Raw genomic sequence first — 17,430 nt, 5'->3', positions numbered from 1 at the left:
TAATTTTTTGTGATTTTCAATTTTTCATAGAAGTTTTGACACTACCTTACTTTGTATAAAAAAATAAATGTAGTTTATTTGTAAATGGATTCGTTGAAATTTCTGCGTTCACTCGAAATACATACTGTAAGTTTTCTGCCGTAAGCACCTGCTGAGGAGGACCACTTGCATAGATTGTCCCATTTTTCATTACAAGTAGTTCATCACAGTAGGCTGCAGCTAAATTTAAATCATGCAGAGCTGCCAAAATTGTAATTGGTAAATCCTTCACTAAATCCATCATTTGGAGCTGGTGCTCAATATCTAAGTGATTCGTTGGTTCATCAAGCACTAGAATTTCCGCTTTTTGTGCTAATGCTCTTGCCAACATAACTCGTTTCTTTTCACCACCGGATAATTCATATAATGTACGGTCAGCTAGATAAGAAACATCTGCCAGTGCCATACATTCCTCTACAATTTGGTAATCCTCGGTATTATCTGTACTTAACCACTTTTTATATGGCGTGCGACCCATTAACACAAGATCCTTTACTGTAAAGTCAAATAATAATGGTGTCTCCTGACTGACCACCGCTATCTGTTGTGCCAATTCCTTAGGTGGTGTTTCCCAAATTTCTTTTTCGTGTAATGTTACGATCCCTTCTGTCTGCTTTAAATGACGATAAATTACTTTAAGCATTGTAGATTTACCACTGCCATTTGGGCCAATAATGCCAATAAATTTCCCTTTATTAACCGTACAGGTGATATTATGAATAATTTGCTTTTCATTAATTGAAATTCCCATATTTTCTATCTTTAGCATATTAATCACCTTCCCCAAACGAATATCGTTGACGACGTAACATCCATATAAAGAATGGTCCACCACATAATGCAGTGATTATCCCAATTGGCATCTCCTCAGGTGCAATAGCCACACGTGCGCCCATATCTGCCCATACGATAAAAATAGAACCAATAACAGCACTGAAAGGCAGTACCACCTTGTAATTGGATCCAACAAGAATACGTACAATATGAGGTACTATTAAACCAACAAAACCAATAGTGCCACTCACTGCAACGACAACACCTGTCAATAGTGAAACTATTAATATTAGATAAATTCTAAAACGATCTACATTAACACCCATTGTTGTCGCCGTTTCTTCACCTAGTAATAATGCATTTAATTGTCGATAGCGATTTGTTAATAGTAAAAACGCAATAATTAATACAAGAAACGGAATTATTATATTTGACCACTTTGCCCCTGCTAAACTACCGAGCATCCAATGCATTACTGATTGAATACCCCCTTGTTCATTGGACATCATCAATATAAAGTTTGTAATAGCACTAAATATCATGGATATCGCAATACCAGATAGTAAAAGACGCATAACGGAAGTGCGACCATTAACACGGGCCAATAAAAAGACAAATGTCACGGCAACAATCGAGCCTAAAAAAGCTGCAACTGAAAGTGCATAGACACCAAATGCGCTAAATGTTCCTAATAATATGACCGAAGTAGCACCGACAGATGCGCCTGAAGAAACCCCTAAAATATATGGATCCGCAATTGAATTTTTAACTAGCGCTTGTACTGCAGCACCACTAATTGCTAGTGCTGCACCAACTATTGCTGCTAGTAAAACACGAGGTACACGAATTTCCCAAATAATAATTTGTTGTGAATTCGTTGCAGAAACTTCAGTTATTATACCTAATTTATAAAATAGAACTTCCAAAATTATAGTCGGTGTAATACCGACAGATCCTATTAAAATAGCCATCATCATCGAGATAAATAAGATACAACATAAAAATGCCATAAAGAGCCTAGAATTTTTTTTCATCATATAAATTTACAGGCTCCCAACTAATAATTGCTGCGTAAAACGTATGACGATACAATATTTCACTATCTTCTTCGGTTATAAAACCTTTTAAAGATTGCTTCACATGTTCCATTTCAAAAGAATCGTCTAATATTTTTTTACTTTGTGCTTCATAAAGTGCATCATAATTTTTATAACGATATATTCTTTCTAGCTTAATCATTTCACAATCAGCATAAATACCTAGCTGATAGAGCATGTTAACTATCTCAATGTAATCTCGTCGAGGATACTTAATTTTATATCCGAACTTTTCGTCTAGTAAGGTATAATGTGGCTGAATCGGTCCAGTCGTTAATCCAATAATGGCTCGTTTTTTAGCTAATGCATTCATCTTCTTTAAAGCGTCATTCATCTCATAAATTCGATAAAAGCAATTCACCCCAATTACAATATCATGAGGAGAAAGATTTACTTCTTCCCATTTTTTATGGATAAATTGAACCGCTTTATCGTCTGTAAAAAATTGCTTTAGATATTGAATTACACTAGCAGACCCATCAACAAGTGTTAGTTTACTGACATCTTTACGTAATGGAAATGTATAATTACCCCAACCCGGTCCTATTTCAATACAGCTTGCATTTTTTGGAATATACTTTTGAATTCGTTCATATATAGGGATAGCGTGTGCGTCCGTTTCCATTAACCTTTTCTTCTGCATTGATTGTGCCCAAAATGCTTCTTCTAGCTCATCGTTTCTCATACGTTCAGGCATATTTCCTTGCCAATCATGCATCCCCTCTTGCCAAAGTGCCTCAAAGTCAATTTTTAATGGGGATTTTTTCATGTGATTGACCTCCTCCCAAAAAAAAGTGTAAACTTCGTAAATGTTTACACGTAAAAAGCTATCCTTGTCGTTTTTTCGCATTATCCCGAAAGAACATTTTACTCTAACATCAGAAGGTATTCTGGCTTTTTTCATCATTGCGCCAATATCCTTCCTAAAATTCGTAATGGGACTATGGAACTCTCCGTGTAACATTGGCTATTATCGCTGTAATTTTAAATCACTCTTTCTGATGTGGTTATTAAACTGTAATTTTCAACAAGACAAAACGTTTTTCTAGTTGTTTTTTCTACTTATAACCTTTAAATATGTTGCATATCTAAGCGTACAATTTTCTCATAACCACGTTGTTTTTTTTGTGTATGAGGTACGTTTTTTTTCTGTCGTAGGTACTTCTGCAGGATAACCAATGCAAAATGTACCGATTAATTGTTCTTGATCAGTAGCACCGATATATTCATGTAATGCTCTATCATGTACTAACCCAACGCCACGTGTTCGCCATACCATACCAAGCCCTAAGTCTTCCGCCATTAGCCACATTGACATAATTGCAGCGCTAACTGCATAGGCGTTTTCTTTTGTTGACCCTTCATCACCTTCTACGATGGCAGATGTCACGGCAATGACTAATGGCGTATTTGAAATTGCCTCTAAAGAACTTTGTACTAAATGAGGCTTTGTTGGGAAACGTTTTTGTAGAAATTGCAGCGCTACTTTCTCATATCCTTTTAAACTATCACCTTGCATTACATAAAAATGCCATGGTTCACGCATACGATCATTTGGTGCATACGTGGCTGCTTCTAATAATTGCTCTATTTTTTCAAGCTCTACAGGTTTATTTTGAAATTTTCGAATGGCTCGGCGCTTTTTTAATACCTTTAACATATTTCAAACTCCTTTTCTTGATACCAGGCGATATCTTGTCGTAAAGAAACGACATCACCCACTAAAATCATCGCAGGGTTTTTAATAGTGTATTTTTTTATATCTGTTGCAATGGTTTGAAGTGTTCCTATAATCGTTCGTTGTTTGTCCGTTGTCCCCCACTCTATTACAGCGACTGGGGTATTCGAATTTTTTCCATGACTTATTAAACTTTTTGTAATATGCGATATATTACCTACACTCATATAAAAGGCAACTGTATCAATGTGACTAATGGATGCCCAATCCAAAAAATCTTTTCCCTTTTCAGCACGACCATGTCCTGTTACTATCGCAAAGCTTGTTGCATGATTTCGATGTGTCACTGGAATCCCTGCATAAGCTGGTGCTGCAATCCCAGCTGTAATACCAGGTACAATTTCATAGCCGATACCTGCTTGGCGTAAAATAGCAGCCTCTTCACCACCACGACCAAATACAAATGGATCGCCACCTTTTAATCGAGTAACTGTGTAACCTTGTTCCGCCTTCTCTACTAGCACCCTATGAATCTCTTCTTGTATCAACCCGTGCTTCCCTGGTTCTTTTCCACAATAAATCAATTCAGCATCTTTCTTTGCATGATTTAGTAAAGCAGGATTAACTAAACGATCATACATAATAACATCTGATTGTTGTAAACATTCTAGACCGCGTATCGTTAATAATTTGGGATCACCTGGACCAGCACCAACTATATATACAAACCCTCTCATCTTATACTCCTAATCGCTGCTGTAACCATGCATGACACTTTTCTATTTCACCTTGCTTCGTCCACTGTAAAATTTGTGGGTTTAGCAAATCAGCCAGCAGCGCTTTTTTCTCTTCACCTTTTAATGTTGCTAATACTTTTTTCCGTGCTTCTCCTAAAAACGCAACATAAGGTTCGTATTCATCGCCATACCGTTGTGCTATTTCTTCTTTTACTTGTCTAGTTAGTTTGGGGCTTGCACCAGAAGTAGAGATCGTTAAAATTAAGTTTCCTCTACGCACAACAGCTGGGTTAATAAAGTCAACCCGCCCTTGTGCATCGGCTCTACTTAGTAACTGCCAGTGTTGTGTCGCTTCCTCTACAGCATCATTAACTTCTTGCTTGTCTGTTGCAGCAAATATAATTGTTGCATCATTTACATCTGATGGCTCGAAGTATTTTTGACGCCACGCGACAATACCTTGTTCAATATAAACTTTTAATTGAGCTGTCACTTCAGGACTAACAACAATAATATTAGCTTTTGTTGGCAATAACGCTTTTACTTTTTGTTCTGCTACATGCCCTCCTCCAACAATAACAGCTGTTTTATATTCGATATTTAATAGCATTGGAAAATAGTTCATTGTAATCCCTCCAAGCATTTATTTAACCATTTCATCTAGTTGATAATTGTTTTTTCTTTGTAAGGTAATATTTCAGATGGTACATCATCTATTCAGTAGCAATACATAACCATTTAAATGTTCACGAGCACCACTGTTCCTGGTTGAATAAATCTTTCAATCTATTCATCTTCAAAATTGACACGTGCTACTGATATTGTTACATTGCCACTTTTTTTCTTTTTCAGGAGCCATGTATCTGTCTTTGCGAATAGAAGAGCTGCTGGTTCACTTACTCCATAAGCTCCTGTATATTTAAATACCATTTCAGAAGGATTTTGAAGTGTTATTGTATTTAATTCAGCTGCTGTATACGTAACAAATTGCCAATGATTTTTAGAAGTTACTTCTAAAAATCCTGGCTCATCCTTTTTTAAATCAATTGTTGCAATTGCTTTTACACTCTTTTTACTAAGTTTTAGATCTAATAATGTTTCGTCTATTACATGCTCGATTTCTTCAGCTGATGTTCCTCGGTTACACCCCATGCCAAGTACAATCGATTTCGGACGATAAATAACACCATTTTCTAATAGTACTTGCTCGTCTTCTTCAATTAATCGGTCTGTAATCAGTAATACCGCAGAGGCCCTATTAGCAAGGGCATCTTTTATATTCGAATAAAGTTTTAAATTGGGAGGCATCACTGTTTCATACATCCACCAATTTTTTTCACCTGTTTCTTGTACAATGGCCACTAGTTCTTCATTCACTACCGAGGCACTTACTGGTGTTAACTTTTCCTCTGAATCCCAAACCCAACCAAACTTTGCACCGAATAAGTCTACTGGAATGGTTTTTTGTACGTCTGAAGCAGTGGTTACCACAGGTATAGCGTCAATTGCCTGTGCAAACTCGTTCGTTAGTGCATTCGCTCCCCCAAGATGTCCTGACAGTACGCTAATTACATACTGACCCTTATCATCAACTACAAGTACTGCTGGATCACTTTTTTTATCAACTAATAACGGAGCAATCATCCTCACAACTGCACCAAGTGATATAATGCAAATTATCCCTTTGTAATTTTGAAATAATGCTGGTAGTAGTAAACGAACCGTTCCATCGAATAATTGAATATGACGGGTTCTTTCATCTCCATATTCAAATTTCTTCATATAATATACATCCACATATGGAAACTTCTCTGCATAGCTTCGAGCATGAGCTACACCATGTTTTGTAATAGCTACTAATGCATAAGGTTTTTGTTGATAAACAGTAGGAATTACACCCTCTTGTAATTTAATCATCCTTCTTTCACACCTTTTCTGAATCCATGCGTAAAGGTTTTATCATAAAGCTTCGAACGATACTCTTTATCAAGGATATTTGGATCAAGCGCCCAGCCCGCTAAAATCATCGCGTGCTTGCGTATACCATTGATACGCATTGCTTCATCTAATTGTACTAGAGTGGTATGGACGATTTTCTGATCTGGCCAAGATGCACGCTGTACAACCGCAACAGGTGTGTCATCTGCCCAGCCTGCTGCCTGTAATTCTTTCGTAATTTTCTTTGTTAATGTGGCACTTAAAAACATGGCAATCGTACAATGATGGCTCGCTAATGCCTGTAATTTTTCACGTTCTGGAACAGGTGTACGTCCCTCTGCACGGGTTAATATTAAAGTTTGAGTTAAATCTGGTACTGTCAATTCTGCTCCAACAGCAGCTGCGGATGCAAACACTGAACTAACACCTGGAACAATCTCATAACCGATATCATGCTTCTTTAATAAGGCTACCTGTTCCATTGTAGCGCCGTATAATGAAGGGTCCCCCGTATGTAATCGAACTACTTTTTTACCTGCTTTGACTCGCTCAACGATACAATTCACCATTTCTTCTAAGTGCAATCCAGATGTACGAATCACCTCTGCCTCCGGATGTGCTTGTGCGACTAACTGATCACTAACTAGTGAATCAGTATACATAACGACATCTGCTGTTTGTAATAACTTTAAACCCTTTACTGTAATCAAATCAGGGTCACCAGGACCTGCTCCAATAATCCAAATCTTCTTCATTATTTACGCACCACCATACAAGATAAATAGTTCAACTCTGTTCCACGTAAGTCAGCTACATTCCAAATGATTTCTTCGTCAGATGTTACCTTTGTGACAACATGTGTACCATAAAGCAAATTCATATCTTCTAACAAATCCAGCATGTCATCTAGTACCTTCGCTATTTTAATAAACACCACAGCATCATGAGTTTCTAAAACACGACGCATTTCTCCCATGTCTTCAGTCGCTGGTATCATTGCTACATATTCATCACCATCCGCAAGGGGTATACCTAAGCGGTTGGCTGAGCCATTAAATGATGAAATACCAGCTACAGTTTCCATCGGAACTTCTGGATGTGTTTCCTTCATAATCTTCATTAAATGAATAAATGTACTATAAAGCATCGGATCGCCTTCCGTTACAAAAGCAACATCTTGCCCCTTAGCTAAATATTGATAAATGGCCTCCACCGATTTTTCCCATTCTGTTCTTAAAGTTTCCTCATTCTTTGTCATTGGGAAAACTAAACCGAGCATTATTTTTTCTTCGGGATTGATATACACCTCTACAATACGATGAGCATAGGATTTACTACCTCGCAGTTTTTTCGGATAAGCAATCACTGGACATTCTTGCAATTTACGAAAAGCCTTCACTGTTATTAATTCCGGATCACCAGGACCAACACCTATTCCATATAAAGTACCAATTGTCATTTGTCTTATCCTTTCTGTGCTGTCACAATAAAGATTGGATTCATTGGTTCAAAGCGTGTGAGATGTAATATAGGCTTACTTTTTGCAATTTGCACTTGCAATACTGATACCTCACAACTTAAATTTTTCAAATGTCCCATTGCTTCAGCTAAATTTTCAATTGTTACAATATTCATTACTAATCGCCCACCTGTTTGCAGTCGTTCAATACATATTCTAAGTAAACGTTCCATGTTACCACCATTACCACCGATGAAAATCGCATTTGGATCAGGGAACTCATCAAGACGTTCTGGTGCCTTTCCTAAAACCGCGGTAAAATCAGTTCGATGCTTTGCTTGGTTTAGTAAGCAGTTTTCTAAATCGATTTCGTTCTTCTCAATAGCATATACAGCACCTTCACGAGCAATTTTTGCCGCTTCAATCGCTACAGAGCCTGTACAAGTACCAATATCCCAAACAATACTATCTTCTTGTAATTGCAATTCTTGAAGACACAAAACACGGATTTCTTTTTTTGTAATTAAGCCTTTATCAGGCTTCCGTTGATGGAATGCTTCATCTGGAATACCAATCGTACTTCGCTTAATTTCATGTCGTTGCTTTAAAATCACAACATTTAACGGTGAAAAACTCGCTAACTTCATTTCTTCTAAACTCATAAAACGACAACGTTCATCTTCACCTTGTAAATTTTCAGCAATAAATGCATCATATTCTGTCATACCATAATATGTTAAGTAACGAGCGATTTCCTGAGGAGAATTTGTTTCATCAGTTAGAACGGCTATCTTTTTTCGACCATCAATCTTTTGGGCAAATCCTTTAATTGATCGGCCATGCAAGCTTGTAATATAAGCGTCCTGCCAGCTTTCTTGCATTTTTGAGAAGGCAAGTTGAACTGAACTTGTATACGGATATATTTCAATTTGAAGCTTTTTAGCTAACAAGCTCCCTAAGCCATAAAACAGTGGATCTCCAGAAACTAAAATTACTACTTTTCGAGTTTCATGATGTAATTCGTTTACAAGTGTATTTATTCCAGCTTTAATCACTTTTTTTTCTTTTGTAAAATTCGGGAAAAATGCTAAATGTCTTTCGCCACCAACTAACAAATCACATTGTTCAATCCATTCGATATATTGTGGTAATAAGCCAGCTGCACCATTATCCCCGATACCAATCATTCTCATCCAATTTGTCAATATTCTCAGCCTTTCCTAAACAATCCCCATCCATGGTATATAATGTGGTTGATACTTTTATTTCTGCATTCATGTGCGCTAATGAATAGTAACAGCAGTTTTTACAGAGCGCTTCAAAAAAAGTTTCATTTTCTCTAAGCATTTCACCAACCTGCGAAGCTGTGTTGGCTTCTAGAATTTGACTTAATAAAGGCTCCTTTACACCTATTCTTTCAGCAATACCTGCTAAAAACGAAAAGCTAATTGGCGCACTTTTTGAATGAACCATCATAACACCCTGCGCAATCTTTGAAAATTTCCCCATCATTCCAACAAGTGATACGTGAGAAAACTTTTTACGAGCTATATGCTTCAACGTAAAACCAACAAAATCACCCATCTCGATAAACGCTTCTTCAGGTAAATTTGGGTATTGCTTCATTGCAAATTTCTCACTACGTCCACCTGTTGTAATTACAACATGATCACATCCCGCTTCTTTAGCTACATTCAGTGACTGTACAATGCTCGCCATATAGGCTGAACTTGAGAATGGTACAACTATTCCCTGTGTACCTAAAATCGAAATTCCACCAATAATACCCAAGCGTGCATTCAATGTTTTTTTTGCGATTTCCTCTCCATCAGGTACTGAAATGATTACTTCTATTCCTTTATCAATTTGATAGGAATCTATGATTTCTTGAACAACACCTGTAATCATTTTTCGAGGGACTGGGTTGATAGCTGCCTCTCCAACTGGTATAGGTAGTCCTGGTTTTGTCACACGCCCGACACCGACGCCTCCGTCTAAATGAATTCCTGGTAAATCAGTAAATCTTACGGTACTTTGGATTCTTGCTTTATGCGTTGCATCTGGATCGTCACCTGCATCTTTAATTGTTTCACACATAATACTGCCTTCGATCGCTTCACTCTTCTCTACTTTAAACGTTGCATATTGCCCAATAGGTAAATAAATCGTTACCTCATTCGGAACTTGGCCTGTCACAAGTGCTTGTAAGGCGGCTTTAGTCATAGCTGTAGCACATGAACCAGTTGTGTAGCCGTTCCTCATTTGTGATGGGTCTTTTTTATTTCGTTTGTTTTGCACGCTCATCGGCCATTAACGAGATGGCATTTAGTGCAGCTACAGTTACTGTACTACCACCTTTTCGTCCTTTATTTGTAATAAAAGGAATCCCCTCTAAAACAGAAAGCTCAGCTTTTGATTCAGCAGCTGATACAAAACCGACTGGCATCCCGATTATTAAATCCGGCTTAGCTGAACCCTCTTTGACTAAACGAATTAGTTCTAAAAGAGCAGTTGGGGCATTTCCGATTGCATAGATTCCACCTTCATGCAAGCTTGTTGCTTTTTGCATGGAAATAATTGCACGTGTTGTACCTTGTTCCTTTGCAACTTTTGCTACATCTTCATCGGCAATATAACAATGTAGATCCCCGCCATGCTTTTGGAATCTTTTACGGCCAGAGCCACTTTCAATCATTTGTACATCCGCTATAACATGTCGACCTGCTAAAATAGATTGAATTCCAGCTTCAATGGCATCTGGAGCGAAAATCATGCTTCGACCTAGTTCAAAGTCAGCGGACGCGTGGATTACACGACGAACAACTAACCATTGCTCATCCGTAAAGTTATGCTCACCCATTTCTTCTTTAATAATCGAGAAACTATAGTCATAAATTTTATCTGGATCGACTGTTAAGGGGACAAACTTTGTATTAAAGTTCATGTTTGGCATTATCAAATACCTCCTAATTTTTCATACACTTCTTCAAATGTTGAACATTGATTTGTATAATTAATTTTTGGTCTTTTAATTAATATCACTGGAATATTTAATTCTAAAGCAGCCTCAATTTTTTCATCGACTGATCCCTCTTTCCCACTTTCTTTTGTAATCACTAAAGACGTTTCATACTGACGGTATAATGCGGTATTTAATTCTTTAGAGAATGGCCCTTGGATTGCGATGATATCACGTTGTTTCACACCTAGAGCATCACACTTCTCCATGTTTTCTTTGTTCGGTAGCATACGACACACTAAACGAATTGAATCTTTAAGTAAATACTTTGTAAAGGTAGCCAATGTTTTACTACCAGTCGTCAACATCACCGTACCACTATGCTCACTAGCAAGAAGAGCAGCTTCTTCATACGTATCTACCTCTGTCACTAAAGGATGAACATATTCTTGTTGGGGACGTTCATAACGAATGTAAGGAAGAGCACTTTCATTAGCCGCCTCCATAGCTGTCTTAGAAGCTTCTTCGGCATAGGGGTGACTGGCATCAATCACTGTCGTTATTTTTTTATCTAGAATCATTGCGAGCATATCTGACTTTGTTAACCGTCCAACATAATATGGAACCTGAGCTTCCTCCAAACTGATAGCAGCTGAATTTGTGACGACAGTAGCTAACAGGTTGTATCCTTTTTTCTGCAATTCTACTGCTAGAGTACGAGCATCGCTTGTACCAGCTAAAAATAAAATCATACACTCCCCCCCTAGTCACCACATGGTGCTTCTTCGATTTTGATTTTGCTACTCATATCTTGATATGTGAAATGTGCAATTTTTTTCACACGCTTGAAATACTTAAATAAACGTTCATTTGGATGAGCATTTTCTTTATATTCTTTTACAATTTTCGTCAAAAGAGGAACTAAAGCCTCAGGGTCTAATCCTTCTGCTACCGGCTGACCAGCATGGGCTGTTCTACCAACTGGTTTTGCCCCGATAAATAAATCAAATTTCTTTTTTCGATAAACAATCCCAATATCATCAAAAACTGCACGATAACAAGCCATACCACAACCATTAAATCCAACATGCAATTCTTTAGGCAATTTCATTCCACCTAATGTTTCCATTATTTCTTCAGCATATGGAATAGATTCAGCCTTTTCTCCATAACAGAAGTCACAGGCTTTAAGGTTTAATACGTCCCCTATAGGCATTACATATAAACCACTACCCTTAAGTTTTTCAATAACATTATTGGGGTTATCTGTTGGAATTTTCACATAAAAACGATGATCAGGCGTATATTCAAGTTGCCCGTCTTCCCCAACTACCTCTGCTAATAATTGCATCTGCTTCGGGGTAATAGTTTTATTAGAAACTCCAGGAGAAACAGCAAATTCAAAAATTGACTCTATCTTCTGTTGTACGATAAAATCAGCTTTTATTGTTTCGCCTTTAACACGTGAAAGTGCCATTTGTGCCATTTCAACAGATGATTTTTCAGATATAATCTTTTGATTTTGTTTTGTATTCGGTGGTTCTTGAGTCTTTAATTTAATTGGTTTTGATTTAATCGTTTCAATTTTTTCATAACCCGTCTTTGCTTCACCTGTTACTTGATCTAATGCCCATGGTTCTGCTTCTTTTTTTAATCTTTGGTGAGGTTTCCAAATCTGTTGCTCGTCACCGAGTGTATATTTACGTTGATAACCTCTAGGCGTAATGATTTTATTATCATAGAAAAACGTTGATGAATTTCCAACAACAACTGTAGTTAACATACCTATATCATGCTCTAACATATCCGATAATGATGTTAATATCACTTTTTGAGTTTCACGATAAGCAGCTTTTACTAGTCCCACAGGTGTCTCAGGTGAACGGTACTTCAATAAAATTCTTTGCGCTTCTACAATTTGACGTGTACGGCGGCCTGATTTAGGATTGTAGAATGCAATAACAAAATCTGCCATAGCTGCGGCTTCGATGCGTTTTTCAATAACTGTCCAAGGAGTTAAATGATCACTTAGACTAATCGTACAAGAGTCATGCATAACTGGTGCCCCTAGTAAACTTGCACAAGAATTAATAGCAGAAATACCGGGAACAACTTCCACCGCTATACCAGTTTCTTCTTTCCATCCCCTTTCAATTAATACTTCATAAACTAAGCCGGCCATGCCATAGACTCCTGCATCACCACTTGAAATTACAGATACGATATGTCCAGCTTCAGCTTGTTTAACAGCCTCTTGTGCTCGCGATACTTCCTCTGTCATGCCTGTACTAACAATCTTTTTTGCTGTTACTAGATGTTCAATTAATTCTACGTAGGTTTTGTATCCTATAATATGATCACTTTGTTGTAATGCATCAACAGCTCGTTTTGTTATATGTTCTCGATCTCCAGGACCAAAACCAACAACAAAGATTTTACCTTTTTTCATGTTATTCACTCCTATCTAGGTAACAAAATACGGTAAGTCGACTGACTTGTATCGAATATATTTGCTCTGTTTAAAATAAAAAACCTGCAACTCTAATCATTAAAGAGTTACAGGCTTTTGTAGACTTAAATCAAAAATAGCGCAGCAAAAATAAGACTTATACCTCTCCCACCGAAAAGCAAGTAACTATTAAGTAAGCAGGTATCCTGGCTCAAGCTTCATTTTACTTTCACATCTTCCCATCCTTAGACAGTGATTTTTTGTGATTTCATCTGCTATTACAGTAGCGGGGGCTGCATTAGATTTTCACTAATTTCCCTTTTAACTCATTTAAGATTCTACATGAGCACTTACTTAATTTTGGAATATTAAATTAACTATAAAATACCATAGTCTACAACAAAATCCAATATATTTTTGAATATTCAAATTATGTAGTATCTATTAGAAGAATTAATAATGTTGTAAAACGTATGTAAAATGTACAATTCATCTAAATTTAAATCTATTAAGTTTCTTTATTGCTTTGAAATATAAAAAAGAAAAGACTTGCACTTAAAAAATTGTGCAAATCGACATATTAAAGTTATTATTTAATAATAATTTATTTCAAATTTTTAATTTAAAGTCAAAAGGTTATAAGTATTTATGATAAACTCACTTTTAAAAGAAATTTCTTCAGACCAAAATAAATAAACTCTCAATAATTAATTGCATCTTCCACTCTACCCTCTCATTCATCTATTTCCATCTCCAATAAAGCACTACTCAAACTTTTCCCATGTGTATCCACACTCAGTGAGGTAGTTACTCCTCCTAAAAGGCTTTCATAACAAACAAAATTTAATGCTTTGATATTTGGTAATTCATATCTTACAATTTTTCCTTTTACAATTGCGTTTAAATGTTCTTTCACTTTTTCCGGTGTTACTTTTTCACATAGTAGTTCATAATCTTCTTCTTTATAAGGGATAAGAGATAGATTTAAAATATCTCCTTTATCACCCGCGCGACTATGGGCCAACTCGTATAGTTTCAATAACTCACACCCTTTTAAAATGTATCATTCTATAATGCTGGTGATTTTAAATGAAAGTTCGTAACCTGTTGATATGCTTGACCAATACGGAACAGTAATGATTCTTCAAATGGCTTGCCAATAATTTGCATACCAGTTGGAAGACCCTGTTCATCAAATCCACAAGGTAAATTAAGAGCCGGGAACCCTGTTAGGCTAGCAATCCCTGTAAACTGACTAACTATCAGTCCAATTTCTTCATCCTGCCCTTCCTTTATACTAATTGTAGTATCACCAATATTTCTTGCAACAAAAGGTAAGGTAGGTAGGATAAATGCATCAACAGACTGAAACGCTTCCATAAATTGACTTTTTAATAATTTTCGATACTCTAAAGCATGAATATATTCTGTAGCTAAATACCTTTCTCCTTTATCTAAACGTATTCGAACATCTTCACCGTAATCCATAAAATTATTACTGAAATTCTTTTGATGATATGCACTTGCTTCTGAAGATTGAATTACTGTTTTAGCTAATATGATATCTTCTAAGTTACCTATTTGAACATCAATAATCTCAACACCATGTGACATTAGTGTGCTAATTGCCTTCTTGATATTTTTTGTAACAGAAGGCTGACAGTATTGAAAATAATCTGATAGAATACCAATTCGTAGTCCTTTTAATTCCTTATCAAGTTCACTCATATAATCATTACTTATTATATCTAGAGCTTTGTTATTATTTTGATTATTGCTATTAATGGTAGCATGTAATATAGCACAGTCCTTTACATTACGTGTCATGGGACCCACTGTATCCATGCTTTTTGCCAAAGGGATAACACCGTGATTACTTACACTACCATATGTCGGTCGTAGTCCAACAATACCTGTTACTGCAGCAGGTAATCGAATTGAGCCTCCCGTATCAGTACCAAGGGCTCCGAAGCATGATTTTGTAACAACCGCAACGGCGGACCCTCCACTTGAACCAGCAGCATTACACTTTGGATCCCACGGGTTTCTTACAATCCCGTAATGAGGATTTTCAGATGTGGCTCCCCATGCGAACTCGTGAAAATTTGTTTTTCCTATAATAATGGTACCGACACTTTCTAGCCGTGTGACGACTGTCGAGTTAACTTTTGGAATCCAATTTGAAAGAATTTTACTTCCTGCTGTTGTTCGAAATCCCTTCATAGCAATATTATCTTTTAGGGCAATTGGAATTCCATGAAGTAATCCATAATAATTTCCACTCATAATCTCACGTTCAGCATCTCTAGCTTTTTTAAGACTTTCTTTTTCATAGACATCAATGTATGCTGAAAAATTTTTATGGGTAATAATCTGTATCTTCTTTATACATTCCTCAACAAGCTCAACTGGTGATACCTTTTTTAATCGAATTTGTTTAGCCACTTCACATAAAGATAGTTGGGTTAACTCCACAGTAAATTCCCCTTATCATACTTGATTATCAAACAAAGTAATTTTTGGCTTAACCCTATTTCTATCTATTAGTGTAGATACGACACCTATTGTTTCAGTTACTTTTTTACGAACTCCCCCACCCGCTGCCGGACCATTGGTGTATAATGCTTCTACTTCCTCACCTACAAGTTGAGCGATTTGCTGTGAATGATGATAGCCTGCTGCTCGCACTCTTACCTCATAAGGTACAACTTTTTCAAATTGTGTTCGATGTACAGAAGAAACACCGATTAGGTCTATACGTAGATTAGGAAAATGTTCTTTCAATCTTTCTTTTAATATATCTTCTACTAACAAAGCTCGCTCTATAGCAGCAGTACCAGCATATGAGATTTCTCCTTCTCCTAAATATCCGGCATGATATCCCACTGAAACCTTTAACTTTATAGGACGTTCCTTACCACTAGCATTTGAAATTTCTACCTGATTTTCTCCGACTTCTCTAAGTTCTGCAGTCGAAAAATCAGCAATAACGTCAGGAGTTATATATTCTGATGGATTATGAACTTCATACAATAGTTGTTCTTTAACCGTTGAAAGATTAATACACCCTCCCGTTCCTTTAACCTTTGAGATAATCGCACGACCATCAGAGTCAATTATTGCAAAAGGAAATCCAAGATTCGTTAGATCAGGCACTACTTTTTTCACAGAATCTGCAAAATATCCACCAGTAATTTGCCCTGCACATTCAAGTAAATGTCCTATTAATGTTCCTTGCCCTAATTTATGATAGTCATTTTGATCCCAATTATAATGATACACTTGTGGCGCTAGGAATAATGATGGATCAGCAACTCTACCAGTAATAATGATATTTGCATCTGTTTCAAGTGCAGGTAATAGTGCGTCTATACCTAAGTATGCATTGGCAGAAATAATAGGTTCATAGTTAGAAAGTGGCGCATTCGTATCAGTAGTTATATAGATATTATTAATGAGGTCGATTACATCATCCCCTGTAATAGCAGCTATTTTGCATGGAATGTTAAGTTCATTTGCTATTTCGAGTATTTTCTTTGCCCCAGCAATTGGATTAGCCGCCCCCATATTTGTTATTAAACGTACTTTGTTTTTCATAAGATCAAGTAATAGTCTGCGTATTCTTCTTTCTAGCAAAGGATCGTACCCTTCATTTTCATCATGAATCTTCTTTTGTTGTGCTAATGCAATTGTTCGTTCAGCTAAACACTCTAGCACTTAATAATCCAAATCAGCATGTTTTACTAATACTTCTGCAGGATCCAAACGATCCCCGGCAAATCCTGCACCAGATCCTATTTTTAACATCGCTTTCTCCTTTATAAATTATTCGTCTAATCTATTAAGAAGTTACTAACTTAATAGGCCCATTACTAAAGCAACAATTGCCATAACTGATGAGATTCCGAATGCCAAAGGAATGGCTTTCTTTTGAAGGTCCCCAAGATCTACCTCTGCTAAACCGATGAGTAAAAACGTTGCACCTGTTAACGGACTTATAGGGAAACCGACAGTCATCTGCCCTATAATTGCTGCTCGTCCCATTGTTACTGGGTCTACGCCAAACGTCTCTGCTGTTGCACTTAGAACTGGAAGTACACCAAAATAGAAGGAGTCCGGATCAAATATTAAGCTTAAAGGCATAGAAATAAAAGCTAATATGATAGGTAATGCTCCTCCCCAACCTGAAGGAACAGCTGAAGATAATGTTGTTGCCATTGCTTCAATCATTCCTGTTCCAGATAGAATCCCAATAAAAACAGTCATGAGTTTTTCACACCCAACCCTGGCATGAAAATAA

The 17,430-nt window shown here is 36.8% G+C and carries 18 protein-coding genes, 1 pseudogene and 1 riboswitch; all 19 genes and pseudogenes read right to left on the bottom strand.

Translation table 11 applies throughout. The features are described 5' to 3' along the window. Positions 1-46 precede the first annotated feature (46 nt). Positions 47-808 (bottom strand): ABC transporter ATP-binding protein, encoded by a 762-nt coding sequence (locus CD30_RS17075; RefSeq protein ID WP_036179677.1) that lies wholly within the window; start codon positions 806-808, stop codon positions 47-49. A 1-nt stretch (position 809) separates the two neighbouring features. Further along, complete coding sequence (locus CD30_RS17070; RefSeq protein WP_408056814.1) at positions 810-1,847, bottom strand: FecCD family ABC transporter permease; 1,038 nt, start codon at positions 1,845-1,847, stop codon at positions 810-812. After that, positions 1,831-2,679 carry a methyltransferase domain-containing protein gene (locus CD30_RS17065; RefSeq protein WP_036179673.1) on the bottom strand — a complete coding sequence of 283 codons (849 nt, stop codon included), beginning with the start codon at positions 2,677-2,679 and terminating at the stop codon, positions 1,831-1,833. The genes CD30_RS17070 and CD30_RS17065 overlap by 17 nt, the downstream gene beginning before the upstream one ends. A gap of 336 nt (positions 2,680-3,015) precedes the next feature. Beyond that, positions 3,016-3,570, bottom strand: a complete 555-nt coding sequence (locus CD30_RS17060) for a nitroreductase family protein (RefSeq protein ID WP_036179671.1) — start codon at positions 3,568-3,570, stop codon at positions 3,016-3,018. Further along, positions 3,564-4,325 carry a uroporphyrinogen-III C-methyltransferase gene (gene cobA, locus CD30_RS17055; protein WP_036179668.1) on the bottom strand — a complete coding sequence of 254 codons (762 nt, stop codon included), beginning with the start codon at positions 4,323-4,325 and terminating at the stop codon, positions 3,564-3,566. Before cobA ends, CD30_RS17060 begins: the two co-directional genes overlap by 7 nt. 1 nt (position 4,326) lies before the next feature. Continuing rightward, on the bottom strand, positions 4,327-4,950 hold the full coding sequence (locus tag CD30_RS17050) for a precorrin-2 dehydrogenase/sirohydrochlorin ferrochelatase family protein (protein ID WP_036179666.1): 624 nt from the start codon (positions 4,948-4,950) through the stop codon (positions 4,327-4,329). Positions 4,951-5,111: 161 nt separating this feature from the next. Next, positions 5,112-6,242 carry a cobalt-precorrin 5A hydrolase gene (locus CD30_RS17045; RefSeq protein WP_036179664.1) on the bottom strand — a complete coding sequence of 377 codons (1,131 nt, stop codon included), beginning with the start codon at positions 6,240-6,242 and terminating at the stop codon, positions 5,112-5,114. Then, on the bottom strand, positions 6,239-7,018 hold the full coding sequence (gene cobM / locus CD30_RS17040) for a precorrin-4 C(11)-methyltransferase (RefSeq protein ID WP_036179662.1): 780 nt from the start codon (positions 7,016-7,018) through the stop codon (positions 6,239-6,241). Before cobM ends, CD30_RS17045 begins: the two co-directional genes overlap by 4 nt. Then, positions 7,018-7,722 carry a precorrin-2 C(20)-methyltransferase gene (gene cobI, locus CD30_RS17035; RefSeq protein WP_036179660.1) on the bottom strand — a complete coding sequence of 235 codons (705 nt, stop codon included), beginning with the start codon at positions 7,720-7,722 and terminating at the stop codon, positions 7,018-7,020. The genes cobM and cobI overlap by 1 nt, the downstream gene beginning before the upstream one ends. Positions 7,723-7,727: 5 nt before the next feature. Beyond that, positions 7,728-8,915 (bottom strand): bifunctional cobalt-precorrin-7 (C(5))-methyltransferase/cobalt-precorrin-6B (C(15))-methyltransferase, encoded by a 1,188-nt coding sequence (locus CD30_RS17030; protein ID WP_036179679.1) that lies wholly within the window; start codon positions 8,913-8,915, stop codon positions 7,728-7,730. Further along, positions 8,890-10,026, bottom strand: coding sequence for a cobalt-precorrin-5B (C(1))-methyltransferase (locus CD30_RS17025; protein WP_036179658.1), 1,137 nt, complete (start codon positions 10,024-10,026; stop codon positions 8,890-8,892). The genes CD30_RS17030 and CD30_RS17025 overlap by 26 nt, the downstream gene beginning before the upstream one ends. Continuing rightward, complete coding sequence (locus CD30_RS17020) at positions 10,001-10,675, bottom strand: precorrin-8X methylmutase (RefSeq protein WP_036179656.1); 675 nt, start codon at positions 10,673-10,675, stop codon at positions 10,001-10,003. The genes CD30_RS17025 and CD30_RS17020 overlap by 26 nt, the downstream gene beginning before the upstream one ends. Before the next feature lie 2 nt (positions 10,676-10,677). Next, a complete protein-coding gene (gene cobK / locus CD30_RS17015; RefSeq protein WP_036179654.1) occupies positions 10,678-11,433 on the bottom strand; it encodes a precorrin-6A reductase in 756 nt (251 codons plus the stop codon). 11 nt (positions 11,434-11,444) lie between these two features. Then, positions 11,445-13,130, bottom strand: a complete 1,686-nt coding sequence (cobJ, locus tag CD30_RS17010) for a precorrin-3B C(17)-methyltransferase (protein WP_036179652.1) — start codon at positions 13,128-13,130, stop codon at positions 11,445-11,447. A 179-nt stretch (positions 13,131-13,309) separates the two neighbouring features. Beyond that, a riboswitch (cobalamin riboswitch) is annotated at positions 13,310-13,499 on the bottom strand. A 364-nt stretch (positions 13,500-13,863) separates the two neighbouring features. Then, on the bottom strand, positions 13,864-14,169 hold the full coding sequence (locus CD30_RS17005) for an AtuA-related protein (protein ID WP_036179650.1): 306 nt from the start codon (positions 14,167-14,169) through the stop codon (positions 13,864-13,866). A gap of 29 nt (positions 14,170-14,198) precedes the next feature. Beyond that, positions 14,199-15,605, bottom strand: coding sequence for an amidase (locus CD30_RS17000; RefSeq protein ID WP_036179648.1), 1,407 nt, complete (start codon positions 15,603-15,605; stop codon positions 14,199-14,201). 15 nt (positions 15,606-15,620) lie between these two features. After that, on the bottom strand, positions 15,621-16,847 hold the full coding sequence (locus CD30_RS16995; RefSeq protein ID WP_235802083.1) for an acyclic terpene utilization AtuA family protein: 1,227 nt from the start codon (positions 16,845-16,847) through the stop codon (positions 15,621-15,623). After that, on the bottom strand, positions 16,848-16,937 hold the full coding sequence (locus tag CD30_RS20605) for a DUF1446 domain-containing protein (RefSeq protein WP_235802082.1): 90 nt from the start codon (positions 16,935-16,937) through the stop codon (positions 16,848-16,850). 45 nt (positions 16,938-16,982) lie between these two features. After that, positions 16,983-17,430, bottom strand: a pseudogene (locus CD30_RS16990) (citrate transporter); the annotation flags it as partial.

The organism is Ureibacillus massiliensis 4400831 = CIP 108448 = CCUG 49529, assembly GCF_000772965.1.
Lineage (GTDB): Bacteria > Bacillota > Bacilli > Bacillales_A > Planococcaceae > Ureibacillus > Ureibacillus massiliensis.
This window is presented reverse-complemented; position numbering and strand designations above follow the sequence as displayed.